The sequence below is a fragment of the Conexibacter woesei Iso977N genome (assembly GCF_000424625.1).
Taxonomy (GTDB): Bacteria; Actinomycetota; Thermoleophilia; order Solirubrobacterales; family Solirubrobacteraceae; genus Baekduia; species Baekduia woesei_A.
The window spans coordinates 363,244-376,877 of sequence record NZ_AUKG01000002.1 but is presented as its reverse complement, the minus strand read 5'-3'; the positions used below and the strand labels follow the sequence as shown (position 1 = coordinate 376,877).

The 13,634-nt window shown below is 71.7% G+C and carries 17 protein-coding genes and 1 other RNA gene; 12 read left to right on the top strand and 6 right to left on the bottom strand.

Translation table 11 applies throughout. The features are described 5' to 3' along the window. Nucleotides 1-105 precede the first annotated feature (105 nt). The 4 genes from H030_RS32130 to H030_RS32125 all read left to right on the top strand — a co-directional run bounded on the left by H030_RS32130 (nt 106) and on the right by H030_RS32125 (nt 3,148). A complete protein-coding gene (locus tag H030_RS32130; RefSeq protein WP_051222670.1) occupies nt 106-975 on the top strand; it encodes an HAD family acid phosphatase in 870 nt (289 codons plus the stop codon). A 105-nt stretch (nt 976-1,080) separates the two neighbouring features. Beyond that, nucleotides 1,081-2,025 carry a VOC family protein gene (locus tag H030_RS0114070; protein WP_027006578.1) on the top strand — a complete coding sequence of 315 codons (945 nt, stop codon included), beginning with the start codon at nt 1,081-1,083 and terminating at the stop codon, nt 2,023-2,025. Beyond that, entirely contained in the window at nt 2,022-2,678 is a 657-nt protein-coding gene (locus H030_RS0114065) for an alpha/beta hydrolase (RefSeq protein ID WP_027006577.1), read from the top strand. Before H030_RS0114070 ends, H030_RS0114065 begins: the two co-directional genes overlap by 4 nt. Next, on the top strand, nt 2,675-3,148 hold the full coding sequence (locus tag H030_RS32125) for a MarR family winged helix-turn-helix transcriptional regulator (RefSeq protein ID WP_051222668.1): 474 nt from the start codon (nt 2,675-2,677) through the stop codon (nt 3,146-3,148). Before H030_RS0114065 ends, H030_RS32125 begins: the two co-directional genes overlap by 4 nt. On the opposite strand, the gene H030_RS0114055 is transcribed toward H030_RS32125, so the two are convergent. Continuing rightward, entirely contained in the window at nt 3,145-3,654 is a 510-nt protein-coding gene (locus H030_RS0114055; protein WP_155892043.1) for a hypothetical protein, read from the bottom strand. The two genes, H030_RS32125 and H030_RS0114055, sit on opposite strands and share 4 nt — an antisense overlap. A gap of 42 nt (nt 3,655-3,696) precedes the next feature. On the opposite strand from H030_RS0114055, the gene H030_RS0114050 reads away from it, so the two are divergent. After that, entirely contained in the window at nt 3,697-5,229 is a 1,533-nt protein-coding gene (locus tag H030_RS0114050) for a phytoene desaturase family protein (RefSeq protein ID WP_027006575.1), read from the top strand. Here the strand turns inward: H030_RS0114050 and H030_RS0114045 are convergent. Further along, a complete protein-coding gene (locus H030_RS0114045) occupies nt 5,226-5,465 on the bottom strand; it encodes a hypothetical protein (RefSeq protein WP_027006574.1) in 240 nt (79 codons plus the stop codon). The two genes, H030_RS0114050 and H030_RS0114045, sit on opposite strands and share 4 nt — an antisense overlap. A 165-nt stretch (nt 5,466-5,630) precedes the next feature. Here H030_RS0114045 and H030_RS39090 point away from each other — a divergent pair, with 165 nt between their 5' ends. The 4 genes from H030_RS39090 to H030_RS0114025 all read left to right on the top strand — a co-directional run bounded on the left by H030_RS39090 (nt 5,631) and on the right by H030_RS0114025 (nt 7,892). Further along, nucleotides 5,631-5,795, top strand: coding sequence for a hypothetical protein (locus H030_RS39090; RefSeq protein ID WP_231398442.1), 165 nt, complete (start codon nt 5,631-5,633; stop codon nt 5,793-5,795). Nucleotides 5,796-5,911: 116 nt separating this feature from the next. Further along, the gene (locus H030_RS0114035; protein ID WP_051222666.1) at nt 5,912-6,760 is read left to right on the top strand and encodes an SDR family oxidoreductase; all 849 of its coding nucleotides are present in this window, start codon (nt 5,912-5,914) and stop codon (nt 6,758-6,760) included. Then, entirely contained in the window at nt 6,757-7,314 is a 558-nt protein-coding gene (locus tag H030_RS0114030) for a carboxymuconolactone decarboxylase family protein (protein ID WP_027006572.1), read from the top strand. Before H030_RS0114035 ends, H030_RS0114030 begins: the two co-directional genes overlap by 4 nt. 23 nt (nt 7,315-7,337) lie before the next feature. Then, nucleotides 7,338-7,892 carry a hypothetical protein gene (locus H030_RS0114025; protein ID WP_027006571.1) on the top strand — a complete coding sequence of 185 codons (555 nt, stop codon included), beginning with the start codon at nt 7,338-7,340 and terminating at the stop codon, nt 7,890-7,892. 10 nt (nt 7,893-7,902) lie between these two features. Here H030_RS0114025 and H030_RS0114020 read toward each other — a convergent pair whose 3' ends face one another. After that, nucleotides 7,903-8,085: a hypothetical protein gene (locus tag H030_RS0114020; RefSeq protein WP_027006570.1), complete on the bottom strand. Its 183-nt coding sequence runs from the start codon at nt 8,083-8,085 to the stop codon at nt 7,903-7,905. A gap of 227 nt (nt 8,086-8,312) precedes the next feature. On the opposite strand from H030_RS0114020, the gene H030_RS0114015 reads away from it, so the two are divergent. Both H030_RS0114015 and H030_RS32120 read left to right on the top strand, forming a co-directional pair. After that, nucleotides 8,313-9,419, top strand: a complete 1,107-nt coding sequence (locus tag H030_RS0114015; RefSeq protein WP_027006569.1) for a M4 family metallopeptidase — start codon at nt 8,313-8,315, stop codon at nt 9,417-9,419. Beyond that, on the top strand, nt 9,416-9,712 hold the full coding sequence (locus H030_RS32120; RefSeq protein WP_035127691.1) for a protealysin inhibitor emfourin: 297 nt from the start codon (nt 9,416-9,418) through the stop codon (nt 9,710-9,712). Before H030_RS0114015 ends, H030_RS32120 begins: the two co-directional genes overlap by 4 nt. Nucleotides 9,713-9,757: 45 nt before the next feature. On the opposite strand, the gene ssrA is transcribed toward H030_RS32120, so the two are convergent. From ssrA to H030_RS0114000, 3 genes are all read right to left on the bottom strand, one after another. Then, nucleotides 9,758-10,123: a transfer-messenger RNA gene (gene ssrA, locus H030_RS38435) on the bottom strand. 21 nt (nt 10,124-10,144) lie between these two features. Next, nucleotides 10,145-10,684 carry a GNAT family N-acetyltransferase gene (locus tag H030_RS32115; RefSeq protein ID WP_035127688.1) on the bottom strand — a complete coding sequence of 180 codons (540 nt, stop codon included), beginning with the start codon at nt 10,682-10,684 and terminating at the stop codon, nt 10,145-10,147. Nucleotides 10,685-10,694: 10 nt separating this feature from the next. After that, nucleotides 10,695-11,495, bottom strand: coding sequence for a hypothetical protein (locus H030_RS0114000; RefSeq protein ID WP_155892041.1), 801 nt, complete (start codon nt 11,493-11,495; stop codon nt 10,695-10,697). 270 nt (nt 11,496-11,765) lie between these two features. Between H030_RS0114000 and H030_RS0113995 the strand changes: the two genes are divergently transcribed. Then, nucleotides 11,766-13,571, top strand: coding sequence for a M3 family oligoendopeptidase (locus H030_RS0113995; protein ID WP_027006567.1), 1,806 nt, complete (start codon nt 11,766-11,768; stop codon nt 13,569-13,571). The last annotated feature ends 63 nt before the right edge of the window (nt 13,572-13,634 follow it).

Sequence of the window (13,634 nt, the reverse complement as noted above, 5' to 3'; positions counted from 1 at the left end):
TCGGTGATGTGCAGGCAGCCTTGAGAGCTCTTGGCCGCTGTGGAGCGTCATGGTGCGGACAGTGCGCCGTCGGGGTGCGGACCAGATGGGGACATGGAGACCGCTATGAACCGACTTCTCGCTCTTGTCCTGGCCGCGGCGGCCCTGGTCCTGTCCGCCGTCGCCGTCCCGGTCGCCTCAGCCCAAGACGACCCCAACGCCATCCCGGCACCCACGGTGGTCCTGACCAAGATCGGCGCGACGCCGCTGATCGAGCTGTCCGACGGTGGTGCCGGACTGCCCTACCTCGGCTCGGCCAGGTCCTACAACGCGGGCGACCTCACGGCCGTCCTGACCGCCTACCACGACACCGGCGTCTACGACACCGAGCTCGGCCAGGTCGACGGGGTCGCCGCCAGGTACCTCAACAACGACTGGAAGACCTGGAAGGCCGCGACGGCCCGGAAGGCGTCGAAGGCGCGCACGGTCGCGCGCGCCGCGCACCACGGGCCCAACAAGCCGAGCCACGGCAACGGCCAGTGGTGGAACAAGAGGCTCGCGATCGTCTTCGACATCGACGAGACCGCCCTGTCCAACTACTCCGCGATCGTCGCCGACGGCTTCGTCTACGGCCCCAAGTCGCAGGCCGAGGCGACCGACGAGATCGGCACCGCGATCAGGCCGACGCTCGACCTCTACAACCTGGCCAAGTCCAAGGGCATCACGCCGTTCTTCGTGACCGGCCGCCCGGAGGCCCAGCGCGCGGTGACAGACGACAACCTCAGGCGCGAGGGCTACGCCGACTACAAGCAGCTGTTCCTGAAGCCCGCGGGCTTCACCGGCACGACCGTCAACTACAAGACGGGCGCGCGCCAGCAGATCGAGAGCCAGGGCTACCGGATCGTCGCCTCGGTGGGCGACCAGTACAGCGACCTCGCCGGCGGCCACGAGGACACGGCGTTCAAGCTCCCGAACCCGTTCTACTTCCTGCCGTAGGCGCGTAGTTCCAGGCGGCCTCGGGTCGCATCGTTGCGGGCGCAAGAACCTGCTATAGTTGCGGGAGCAACAACTCCTCTCCCCGACTTGAAAGCAGCGACGACGATGCGACTCGAGGGCCTCCACCACATCACGATGATCACGGGCGACGCCCAGTCCAACGTGGCGTTCTACGCCGACGTCCTCGGCCTGCGGCTCGTCAAGAAGACCGTCAACTTCGACGACCCGAGCGCCTACCACCTGTACTTCGGCGACGAGACCGGCGCGCCCGGCTCGATCCTCACGTGGTTCGAGTTCGCCGGCGCCGCCCCGGGCCGCGCGGGCCTCGGGATGATCCACACGCTGCAGCTCGGCGTGCCGAGCGACGCGTCGCTCGACTTCTGGCAGCAGCGCCTCGCCGCCAAGGGCGCCAACCCCACGCGCGTCTCCGAGCGCTCGCTCAAGGTCTCCGACCCGGACGGGCTGCAGCTCGAGCTCGTCGTCGCCGACGACGGCAACCCGCCGCTGCAGGCCGCCCACCACGAGGTCCCGGCCGAGCACGCGATCACCGGCCTGGAGGGCGCGCGCGCCTACTCGATGTTCCACGGCGTCGAGGAGCAGGTCCTGACCGAGGTCCTCGGCTTCGAGCACCAGGGCGGCGGCGAGTACCGCGTCCAGGGCGACGAGCGCCACTTCCACTGGGCCTACGACGAGGCGCCGGCCTGGGCGCCGCGGTCGGGCGCGGGCACGGTCCACCACATCGCGTGGGCGTCGCAGGACGACGACCACCTGAAGTGGCAGGCGCGCGTGCGCGAGGCCGACGGCTACATCACCGACGTCAAGGACCGCGACTACTTCAACGCCATCTACTTCCGCGAGCCGCGCGGCGTGCTGTTCGAGATCGCCACGATGTCCCCGGGCTTCGCGGCCGACGAGGACGCCGAGCGGTTGGGCGAGGAGCTGCGGCTGCCCAGGCAGCACGAGCACCTGCGCGCCCAGCTGGAGCGCTCGCTGCAGCCGATCGTCAACCCGCGCGCGGCCGCGCGTGAGACGTCGGAGGTGTCGGCATGACCACCAAGTCCTCGTTGATCTACCAGGAGCGTCCCGCCGCCGCGGAGGCGGCGGGGCTGCTGGTCCTGCACCACGGCCGTGGCGCCGACGAACACGACCTGCTCGGGCTGGCCGACGTGCTGGATCCGGAGCGGCGGCTGCACGTCGTCACGCCAGGCGCACCGCTGACGATCGAGGGCTGGCCGGGCAAGCACTGGTACGTGGTGCCGCGGGTCGGCCACCCGGACCCGGACACGTTCCGGGCGTCGTCGGCGCGGCTGGCGGAGTTCCACGACATGTTGTGGGAGCGCACGGGCCTCGGGCCGGAGCAGACGGTCTTCGGCGGCTTCTCGCAGGGGTCGGTCATGTCCTACGCCTTGGGCCTGGACCCCGCGCGGCCGGCGCCCGCCGGGTTGTTGGTGTTCTCGGGGTTCGTCCCGACGGTCGACGGCTGGACGCCGGACGTCGCCGGTCGCGCCGCGAGCGGGATGCGGGCGTTCGTCGCCCATGGGCGGAACGACCAGATCATGGACGTGCAGTTCGGCCGCGACGCGCAGGCGTTGCTGGAGGCCGGCGGCATCGACGTCGAGTACCACGAGTCCGACGCGGCGCACCACATCGACCCCCATCACATCCCGGCGGCCGTCCGCTGGGTGGCGGAGACGCTGTCGTGACCGAGGCCGGCTGGACCCAGCACGAGGCCGACGCCTGGATCGGGCTGCTCGAGGCGCACAAGCAGATCACGCGCGCCCTGGACGCCGAGCTGGACGCGGCGCACGGGCTGGGCCTGTCGACGCTGGAGCTGTTGGGGCGGTTGGCCGCCGCGGCGCCGGAGTGGCCGCGGTTGAGCGTGCTCGCGCGCGAGACCGGGCTGTCTCTGTCGCGGGTCTCGCGGCACATGGACGCGCTGGAGCGGCGCGGGCTCGTGCAGCGGCGCAAGTGCTCGACCGACTCGCGCGCGGTCGAGGCGTCGCTGACGGACGAGGGCCGTGAAGTTGTCGCGGAAGCTGAGGCGGCGCATGCCGTCGCGGTGCGCGAGCGGTTCCTGTCGCACCTGAGCGCCGAGGAGGCCGCGGTCCTGGCGCGCGTGTTCGCGCGCTTCGCCCCGCGCGCCGCGGCGGCGTGCGACGCGGTGAAGGCCTAGTCCTTCTCCGGCGCGTCGTCGTCGCCGTCGTCGCCGTCGAGCGTCGGCGGGAACAGCGCCAGCGCCCACTCGACGGTCAGCGGGTCGCGCGTGTACGGGCGGCCCGCGACCTTCTGGTACTCACCGGTGCGCGGGTCCATCGGCAGCTGGCGCTCGACCGGGAACCACTCGTTGTGGTCCTGGACGAGGTCGTTGACGTCGTCGAACGAGCGCCGCTCGACCCGCTCGCGCCACACGCGCGCGAACGTCTCGGGGTCGTCCGCGTGCTGCTCTCTGAGGTAGGCGTGGTCGGCGGCGAGCGCGCGGCGATGCTGGCGCGTGCCGCTCTCGATGTCCTTCAGGCGCTCCATCCAGCGCGGCATGAGCGCGCCCCGGAGGTAGTTCTCGACCGTCCGCTCGCGTTGCAGCTCCTCGGTCGGGATCGCGCGGCCGTGCCGGTTCTCGCCGTCGAGGCTGCGGGCAACGCGACGCTCGACCGGTGAGGGCTGGGGTCGCTCGCTGCTCACGGTCATCACGCTAGCGGGCGCGTCGTGTGAGACTGCGGGGCGATGGGTTCTTCGTATGACGCGGTGATCGTGGGCGGCGGGCACAACGGGCTGGTCGCGGCGGCCTACCTGGCGCGCGCGGGGCGGTCGGTGCTGCTGCTGGAGCGGCGCGACGAGCTGGGCGGCGCGGCGGTGTCGGAGGTCGCGTTCCCGGGGGTCGACGCGCGGTTGTCGCGGTACGCGTACCTGGTGTCCTTGATGCCGCGGAGCATCATGGAGGACTTGGGGTTGTCGGTGGACCTGGTCCGGCGGCGGGTGTCGTCGTACACGCCGGACCCTCGGGACGGCGGGCGGCGCGGGCTGCTGGTGGACCGGCTGGACCCGGAGGCGACGGCCGCGTCGTTTGCGCGCGTGAGCGGCGGGTCCTCCGCCCTGGCCGCGTGGGACGCGTTGTACGGGTTGACGGCGCGGGTCGCCGAGCGGGTCTTCCCGACGCTGCTGGAGCCGCTGCGCTCGCGCGACGCGTTGCGCGAGCTGGTCGGCGACGACGACGCGTGGCAGCTCTGCTTCGAGACGCCGCTGGGCGAGACGCTCCGGTCGTCGTTCGACGATGACCTGGTCTCCGGCGTCGTCCTGACCGACGGGCTGATCGGGACGTTCGCGTCGGCCGACGACGCGGCGTTGAAGCAGAACCGCTGCTTCCTGTACCACGTGATCGGCGGCGGGACCGGCGACTGGGACGTCCCGGTTGGCGGGATGGGCGCGGTGTCGGGCGCGTTAGCGCACGCCGCGCGCTCCGCGGGTGCGGAGCTGCGCACGGAGTCGGACGTCGTCCATGTCGACCGCGACTCCGGCGAGGTCACCTGGCGCGACGCGTCGGGCGCCGAGCACACCGCCTCCGGCGGCCACGTCCTCCTCAACGCGGGTCCCTTCGACGTTCCGGACGGCGAGCACCCCGAGGGCGCGCAACTCAAGGTGAACGTGTTGCTCTCGCGGTTGCCGCGCCTGCGCGACGAGGCGGTCGACCCCGTGCGCGCCTTCTCCGGGACGTTCCACATCAACGAGACCGCATCGCAGCTGCAGCGGGCGTTCGAGGAGGCGGCCTCCGGGCAGATCCCCACGCTCCCGCCCTGCGAGACCTACTGCCACTCGTTGACCGACCCCACCATCTTGGGCCCGGAGCTGCAGGCCTCCGGCGCGCAGACGCTGACGCTCTTCGGCCTCCACATGCCCGCGCGCCTGTTCCGCGACGATCACGACGCCGCCCGCGCGGCGGCCCTCGAAGCGACGCTGCGCTCGGTCAACACGATCCTCGCCGAGCCGATCGAGGACATCATCTTGCGCACGCCCGACGGGACGCCGTGCCTGGAGGTCCGGACACCGCTCGACCTCGAAGCCGAGCTCGGCCTGCCCGGCGGCAACATCTTCCACCGCGACCTGTCGTGGCCGTTCGCGGAGTCCGACGCGGAGGTCGGCACCTGGGGCGTCGAGACCGAGCATCCGCGCGTCCTGCTCTGCGGCGCGGCCGCGCGCCGCGGCGGCGGCGTCTCCGGGATCCCCGGCCGCAACGCCGCGATGGCGGTCCTGGGCCGCTAGCCGAGCAGCTCGGCGGCCAGCGCCGGGTGGGCGTCGAGCAGGCGCGCGAGGGTCCGGGCGTGGGCGCCGTCGATGAAGACGCCGACGCGGTCCGCTTCGCGTTGCGGAGCGTTCCAGGTCTCGAGCAGCTCGCGGACGTCCTGCTCGCCGCCGGCGGTCAGCTCGGGCACGATCACCTGGTCGCGCAGGGCCTGCCAGGCGGCTTCGGAGATCCAGAGGGGTTCGAGCAGACCCATGGCCAAAGCCTACGTCGGCGGGCGGCGGCGTGCCCGGACTGTGCAGAGACGCAATTGTTGCACGTGCAACCGACCTCTGCTAAGCTGTTCGAGACAGATCGAACCAAGGAGGCTCCCCCCATGACCGCTCCCTCCCGACCCCAGTCCCTCTCCTCAACCAGCCCGATGGCGCGCCCTCGGCGCGTCAAGCGCGGCATCGTCGCCGGCTACATCCACGACATCTCGCCCCGCCACCGCGGGACGACCCAGATCCTCAAGGCTTCGTCCCCCTCGATCCCCGTGCCCGCCACCGCGGTCGCGGCGACCGAGCTGGAGCCCCAGCAGGCCTGACCCACCCCACGCCGTGAACGAGCCGCCCGGTCGGCGGGCCAGAAGGATGGCCGGCCGGGCGGCTCGAGGCGTGTGGACTGCCGCGGGGCGCGAGGCGTTCCCGCTATAGATGCCGGATGCGTTTCTCGAAGCCGCCGGTTCCTGCGCTGGACGGGCGCGTCAGCCTCGTCACGGGCGCGGCGAGCGGGATCGGACGGGCGACGGCGCGGCTCGTCGTGCAGCGTGGCGGACGGGTCGTCCTGACCGACGTCAACGATGAGGCGCTCGACGCGGTCGTCGCCGAGCTGGGCGACGCGGTCGTGTTCGCCCAAGCGTTCGACATCGCCGATGCCGACGCGGTGAGGGCGTTCGCCGAGGACGTCCCGGAGCCGGTCGACATCATCATGAACGTCGCCGGGATCGCGACCTGGGGTCGCGTGGACCGGCTGACCCACGAGCAGTGGCGCCGGACCGTGGACGTCGACCTGATGGGTCCGATCCACGTCATCGAGGCGTTCGTCCCGCCGCTGATCGCGGCGCGGCGGCCCGGGCAGGTCGTGAACGTCGCGTCGGCCGCGGCCCTGATCCCGCTGCCGTGGCACGCGCCCTACAGCGCGGCGAAGTACGGGCTGCGCGGGGTCAGCGAGGTGCTGCGGCACGACCTGCGCCGCCACCGGATCGGCGTGACGCTCGTCTGCCCGGGCGGGGTCGACACCGGGCTGGTCGACACGGTGGACATCGCCGGCATCGACCGCGCGAAGTTGTCGTCCTTCACCGCGCGCTTCCAGAAGCACGCCAAGTCGGCCGAGCACGTCGCGCGCTGCATCGCCGACGGCGTGGTCAAGAACAAGGCCTTGGTCCACACGTCGCTCGACATCCGGTTGTTGTACGGGTTGGGACGCATCGCGCCACCGCTGCAGGACGCGCTGCTGCGCGTCGGCCACAGCGTCACGGTCAAGCAGCTCGAGCGGGCGGTGTCCCGATGAGCGGCACGCCGCGCATCCCGCCCGGGACGAGCGCCTCCAACGGTCGCCTCAACTACGCGATCGCCCGCGTCATCGGCCTCGGCGGCGGGACCGTCGGTCCGCCCAACCTCTTCACGACCCTCGGCCGCCACCGCCGCCTCTTCCGCCCCTGGCTCAGGTTCGCCGGCCGCCTCATGCCCGGCGGCGCGCTGCCCCGCGCCGACGCCGAGCTGGTCATCCTCCGCGTCGCCCACCTCTGCGACGCACCCTACGAGCGCGACCACCACGTCCGCATCGGGGCGCGCGCAGGCCTGTCCCGCGACCAGATCGCCGCGCTCTCGATCGCCGACCCACCGACCTCCGCGTTCTCCGGCCGCCAACGCGCGCTGATCACCGCCGTCGACGAGCTGGTCGCCCGCCACGGCCTGGCCGACGCCGCCTGGGACCGACTTGTAGGTGTCGGTCTCACCGAGCGCCAGCTGATCGAGCTGCCGATGCTCACCGGCCACTACACGATGCTCGCGATGACCCTCAACGCCCTGCGCGTCCAGCCGGACACGTTCCGCAGGCGCTAGCGCGCCGGGCGCGCCTGCGGTCGATGGACCAGCGAGAGGCACGACAGGAAGCGCTGCGGGAACGGCTGGCGGACCGCTTCTACCGCGAGGCGATCGCGGGGGCCGCGCGGCAGTTGTCCGAGCTGCTCGGCACGACCGTCTCGGCGGATCAGGCCCTGCCGCGCAGCGCCGTCGACGCCGCACGCGCGGCGTACCTGGAACAGGAGCGGTTCCACCTCGTCTGGCGACGCGTGTGGGGCGTCCGGCTCCGCGACGAGATGCTCGAGACCACACGTCGCCTCGGCAGCGCCACGCCGGACCGCGCGCAGCTCGTCTGGATGTGGTGGGACCGCGAGCACAAGCCCGTCGCGAGGACCGCGGTCGCGTTCGAGGTGGAGACGGCGACGGTCCTGTCGCAGCTCCCGCGTCACCTCGGGCCGCCTCCCGGCGACGTCGGCCCGGGCGGCGTCGGGTCGGACCTCCTGCTCGTCAGCGCCGACGGCAGCAGCGGCGTGCATCTCGATTACGAGCACCACGCGGATCGCGACGAGTACGAGATGCTCGTGTGGGGCGCGTTCGCGCGCCCGGTCCTGCCGTAACGCGCGCGCCCTACGGCGCCCCGTCGCGCGGCATGCCGTACGCGCGCCACGACGCGTTCATCGACGCGAGCACCCCCGTCCCCACCACGATCACGACGCCCCGGACCGGCCACGTCGCGCTGCTCATCAACATGATGATGATCAGCGCCGCCTCGAAGACAGCGGTCCAGAGCCACCGCACCCTCGCCGGCACGGGGACCGACGTCTCGGGGTCTGGATGCGTCCGGAGTCGCGGCCACTTCACGCTTCCGGTGTACCCACCCACCCACTACGCCGAGCTGTGGGATCTCGACCGTCACGGCGACGTCGGCCGGTCCTGGCAACGGCGCGTAGCGCAAGGCGGTAACAGGAAATTCCCCTACGCCCGGCAGAACGGTGTTGACTGCGCACAACTGCTCAGCTACACGGAGGGAGCACCAGTTGTCACCGCTCTGCCACCACCACGCGGGCCACCGTCATGGCCTGCAGTGCATCCTGCCGCCCTACATCCTGGACTGGCTCGAGGAGACCGGCGATGCGGACGACGCGGCCGCCGCCGCGCAGACGCGTGCGTCGCTCGCGCTCGTGCGCCAGAAGCGCGTCGTCACGGCCCTGCTGATCGCCGACCCGGCGATCGACACCCAGGCGCTCGGGCTCCTGCCCGCCGACGGCTCGGCGATCAAGGTCTACGACGCGCACGGCCTGCCGTTCACGTCCTTCGCGCTGCCCGGGACGCTGCTGCGGTCCACCAACGACCCGGCGGTCTCTGACACCGAGGCCAACCAGGCCTTCGACGGGGCCAGGGACACGCTCGACTTCTACTCCTCGGTCCTCGGCCGCAACGGCATCGACGACCACGGGATGGACGTGATCTCCAGCGTCCACGTGTCCGACCAGGACGGCAGCTCGTGGGCCAACGCGGCGTGGATCGGGACCCAGATGGTCTACGGCGAGGGCGGGAGGTTCTTCAGGCCCGGCTCACTGACCTCGAGGGTCGACGTCATCGGCCACGAGCTGACGCACGGGGTGACCGAGCACACCGCGAGGCTGGAGTACAGGTCGCAGTCCGGCGCGCTGAACGAGAGCATGTCGGACTGCTTCGGCTCGATGATCAAGCAGCGCGTCAACAGGCAGTCGGCCGCCGACGCGGACTGGCTGATCGGAGAGGGCCTGCTCGTCAACCCGGCGGCCAGGGCGCTGCGCTCGATGCTCGATCCGGGCAGCGCGTTCAGGGGCGACCCGCAGCCGGGCACGATGTCCAACTACAGGCAGCTGCCCGAGACCGAGCAGGGCGACAACGGCGGGGTGCACATCAACTCGGGCATCCCGAACCACGCGTTCGCGCTGGCGGCCACCAGGCTCGGCGGCAACTCCTGGGACCAGGCCGGCAAGATCTGGTACCAGGCGCTGACCAGGCACCTCAGGAGCGACGCGCAGTTCAGGGACGCCGCGGAGGCCACGCTGGAGGCCGCCGACGAGCTGTTCCCCGGCGGCACGGTGCGCGGGGTTGTCGAGGACGCGTGGAAGGCGGTAGAAGTGTTGTCGTGAAGGTCTCGGTGACGCAGACGGGAGGGCCGCTCGGGGTGCCGATGAGCACGGCGCTGGACTCCGCGGACCTCTCCGAGGGCGACGCCGCCGCCCTGACGGCGCGCGCAGACGCGGCCGTCAGGGCGCCCGCGCCGGAGCCTGAGCGCAGGTTCCCGGCACAGCTCGGCTACACCGTCACCGTCGAACCCGACGACGGCCCGCCGGTCCAGAGCAGCTACGTCGAGGGCGCGATGCCGCCCGACGTCGCCGGCCTCGTGCGCTACGTGCAGGACCACCCGAGCAGCACCGCCTGAACGACGAAGGCCCCGGACCGAGAGGGTCCGGGGCCTTCGCCTACAAGGTGGAGACGGTGGGAATTGAACCCACGTCCGCAACCGCGTATGAGTGGCTTCTACGAGCGTAGTCGGCACTCTGATCTCGCCCACTGATCGCCTTGCCGACGGGGTTGCAGTGGGCCAGCCTCCTGAAGATGTCCCCCCTTTGGCGGAGGCGGACCGCCGGGGGTGAGCTGACATGTCTGATTCCGAAGCCTTGGCGGCCAGCAGGCCAAGGGCGGAACCTCGATCACCTAGTCAGAGACTAAGCAGCGAGGGCGTACTCGTGAGAGTCCGCACGTATGGTTTTCCCGGTTTTTTACGAGGCCTCCGGGACCTCGGCTCGCGACCACCCAGACGAAATCAGCCACGTCGAAGCCTGTCGTCCCCCTGGGTGAATCACCTACAAGTCTACCGCTCGGGCGCAAGCACGCCGAACACGTTCACGCGCCTCCGTGCGCTGGCGAGGTAGCGATCGGGACGAGGCGTCATGGCGAGCTTCTCGACGACCCGCAGCGAGCGCGTGTTCTCGGGCGCGACGACCGCGACGACCTCGCGCAGCCCGCGCTCCCACCCGAACGCCAGCGCGGCCCGCGCCGCCTCGGTCGCGACCCCGCGACCCCACGCGGCGCGCGCCAGGCGCCACCCGATCTCCGCCGCCGGCAGCGTCTCCGGCAGGAACGCCGGCAGCGTCAGCCCGCAGAACCCCAGCAACTCGCGCTCCGGGTCGTCCCGCCACGACACCGCCCACAGCCCGAACCCGTGCTCGCGCCACTCGCCCTCGAACCGCGCGATCAAGTCATCGCTGAACCCGCGCCCCAGCACCCGCCCGGACCCGATCCAGCGCATCACCTCGGCATCGGCGTTGATGGCGGCGAGCGCCTCGTGGTCGCTCGCTCGCCAGCCTCGCAACACCAACCGCTCGGTCGTGACCTCCTGGACCCCCTCCACCCCCGCGACGCTACACCGGCGTGGAGCCACCGTCGCCGCCGCCCGACCCGACCGCCTGCTTCGGCGTCACCGCGTGCTTGGGCGCGACGACCTTCGGCGCCTTGCCGAACTTGCTCAGCGTGTACGAGGACGTCTTCGTCTTCGACGGCCAGTCGTCGTCGCACGCCGCGTCCTTCGACCCACCCGCCTTCGCCGGCCCGGTCTGGGTCTGGCGCACCGGCAGCCCGGTCTTCTCGTCCAGCCAGATCTCGCCCGGCGCGGTGCCCGGCTTGTCGCCGGCGTCGGCGATCACGATCACCTTGCCGCCCGCGACGGTCTTCTCACCCTTGTTGGTCAACGTGCCCACGTGCGAGTCCAGGCACGACGCGGCCTTCTTCGGCGACGAGTCGCTGAACAGCGACGTCGCGTCGGCGCCCTGCTTCGCGGCCTCCTTGATCCACCTGTTCGCGAGCCTGGACGCCAGCGACGCCTCCTTCTTGGGGAGGTTCGCCTTCCAGTAGGCCTGGTTGGCCTTGATGTAGACGGCCTTGGGCAGGGCGACGATGTGCGCCGTGCGCCCGCCCGACGAGAGGACGACGTCGGCCGGACCGGCCGCGCTGACCACGCCCGAGAGCTTCACCGACGACCCGTCCTTGTCGGTCTCGGTCCCGGACAGCGCGAGGTTGGAGACCTTGCCGAGCGCGGTCTTCGCCTGCGCGATCGCGTCCTCGGGCTTGGTCGACGACGACAGCCCGTCGGCGGAGGCGACGGCGGGCGCCACCGCGCACGCGGCCATCGACATGGTCAAGACGGCAGAGCGGAGAGGGAGCATGCCCGTCAACGTCCCCCGCGCCGCGCGGCTTCATGCACGCAAAAAGGAGACGCGGGACCGGCCCAGGACTTCGAGAACCTGCTCGCTCTCGCGCCCCGGAGGGCTGGCGGTGAACGGCTGGTGGCGTGGCCTCGCACTCGGGCGGCCGTCGCTCTTGTGGTCCGCGGATCCGGTCCCGCGTCTTGCTGCTCAAGGTACGCCTGCCCGCCCAGGAAAGTCAATGGCCGAACCGGCAAGGCCCTGCTCGTTGGGCGCAATATCGTGCACGTCATGAGCACGACCGATCTCGACACCGTCGCCTGGGACCTCGACCCGCTCGTCGACGGTGAGGGCGCCGCCGGCGCCGACCGCTTCCTCGACGAAGCCGACCAGCGCGCGAGCGCCTTCTCCGCCCAGCACGCGGGCAGGGTCGCCGACCTCGACGGCCCCGGCCTCGTCGCCGCCCTCACCGAGCTGTCGGGGATCGGCGAGCTCGTCGGCCGCGTCGGCAACTACGCGATGCTGCGCTTCGCCACCGACACCGCCGACCCCGCCAACGGCGCGCTGCTGCAGCGCGTGCAGGAGCGCGGCACCGGGATCGAGACGCAGCTGCTGTTCTTCGACCTCGAGTGGGCGGCGCTGGACGACGCGCGCGCCGACGAGCTGCTCGCCGCCGACGGCCTCGACACGTTCCGCCACTACCTGCGCACCGCGCGCCGCTACCGCCCGCACCTGCTGACCGAGCCGGAGGAGAAGCTGCTGGCCGAGAAGTCGGTCACCGGCCGGGACGCGTGGTCGCGGCTGTTCTCCGAGGTCACGTCCGCCATCAAGGTCGACCTCGACGGCGCCGACGAGGCGGTCCCGCTGGACGTCGCGCTCTCCCAGCTGATGTCGCCCGACCGCGAGCTGCGCGCGCACGTCGCCGAGCGGGTCAGCACGGCGCTGGAGCCGACGCTCCGGATCCGGGCCTACATCTTCAACACGCTGATGGCCGACAAGGCCACCGACGACCGCCTGCGCAACTACCCGTCCTGGATCTCCTCGCGCAACCTCTCCAACGAGGCGTCCGACGAGTCCGTCCAGGCGCTGGTCACCGCCGTTCGCGACGCCTACGAGCTGCCGCGCCGCTGGTACCGCCTCAAGGCGCGCCTGCTCGGGATCGAGCGCCTGGCCGACTACGACCGCATGGCCGCGGTCGGCGGCGAGGAGGAGAAGGCCTATGACTGGGACGAGGCCAAGGACATCGTGTTGTCGTCCTTCGGCGACTTCTCCACCGTCATGAAGGACGGCGCCGCGCGCTTCTTCGACGAGCAGTGGATCGACGCGCCGGTCCGCCCGGCCAAGCGCGGCGGGGCGTTCTGCGCCTACACGGTCCCGAGCGTGCACCCGTACGTGATGTTGAACTACACCTCGAAGCGCCGGGACGTCCTGACGCTCGCCCACGAGCTCGGCCACGGCCTGCACGCGTACTTCGCGCGCGACCGCGGCGTCTTCGAGCAGCACACGCCGCTGACGCTGGCCGAGACCGCGTCCGTGTTCGGCGAGACGCTCGTGTTCGCCCGCCTGCTCGACGAGGCCGAGACGCCCGCGTCGCGCCTGGCGCTGCTGGCCGAGAACATCGAGGGCTCGATCGCGACCGTCTTCCGCCAGGTCGCCATGAACCGCTTCGAGGACCTCGCGCACACCGCGCGCCGCGAGGAGGGCGAGCTGAGCGTCGAGCGCATCGGCGAGCTGTGGAAGGAGTCCCAGGAGGAGCTGCTGGGCGACGCGGTCGAGGTGACCGACGGCTACAAGACCTGGTGGTCCTACGTCCCCCACTTCATCGGGACGCCCGGCTACGTGTACGCCTACGCCTACGGCCAGCTGCTGGCGCTGTCGGTCTACGGCAAGTACCGCGCCGAGGGCGAGGGCTTCGTCGACAAGTACATCGAGTTGCTCTCCGCGGGCGGCTCGAAGTCGCCGGAGGAGCTGGCCGCGATCGCCGGCCTGGACCTCACCGACCCGGGCTTCTGGGGCGCGGGCCTGGACCTCGTCCGCGAGCAGCTGGAGCTGGCCGAGAAGGCCGTCGAGGAAGTGCTGGCGCAGCGCGAGGGGTAGCGCGCGGATCCGGTCCTGGCGGCCGCCGGCGTCGCGCCGGCGGCCGCGCATGACCAACCTGCA

Excerpts from the sequence above, each read along its gene's own strand:
- H030_RS32130 (WP_051222670.1), top strand. The coding sequence starts at position 106 with ATGAACCGACTTCTCGCTCTTGTCCTGGCCGCGGCGGCCCTGGTCCTG.
- H030_RS0114070 (WP_027006578.1), top strand. The coding sequence starts at position 1,081 with ATGCGACTCGAGGGCCTCCACCACATCACGATGATCACGGGCGACGCC.
- H030_RS0114065 (WP_027006577.1), top strand. The coding sequence starts at position 2,022 with ATGACCACCAAGTCCTCGTTGATCTACCAGGAGCGTCCCGCCGCCGCG.
- H030_RS0114050 (WP_027006575.1), top strand. The coding sequence starts at position 3,697 with ATGGGTTCTTCGTATGACGCGGTGATCGTGGGCGGCGGGCACAACGGG.
- H030_RS0114045 (WP_027006574.1), bottom strand. The coding sequence starts at position 5,465 with ATGGGTCTGCTCGAACCCCTCTGGATCTCCGAAGCCGCCTGGCAGGCC.
- H030_RS39090 (WP_231398442.1), top strand. The coding sequence starts at position 5,631 with ATGGCGCGCCCTCGGCGCGTCAAGCGCGGCATCGTCGCCGGCTACATC.
- H030_RS0114035 (WP_051222666.1), top strand. The coding sequence starts at position 5,912 with ATGCGTTTCTCGAAGCCGCCGGTTCCTGCGCTGGACGGGCGCGTCAGC.
- H030_RS0114030 (WP_027006572.1), top strand. The coding sequence starts at position 6,757 with ATGAGCGGCACGCCGCGCATCCCGCCCGGGACGAGCGCCTCCAACGGT.
- H030_RS0114025 (WP_027006571.1), top strand. The coding sequence starts at position 7,338 with ATGGACCAGCGAGAGGCACGACAGGAAGCGCTGCGGGAACGGCTGGCG.
- H030_RS0114000 (WP_155892041.1), bottom strand. The coding sequence starts at position 11,495 with ATGCTCCCTCTCCGCTCTGCCGTCTTGACCATGTCGATGGCCGCGTGC.
- H030_RS0113995 (WP_027006567.1), top strand. The coding sequence starts at position 11,766 with ATGAGCACGACCGATCTCGACACCGTCGCCTGGGACCTCGACCCGCTC.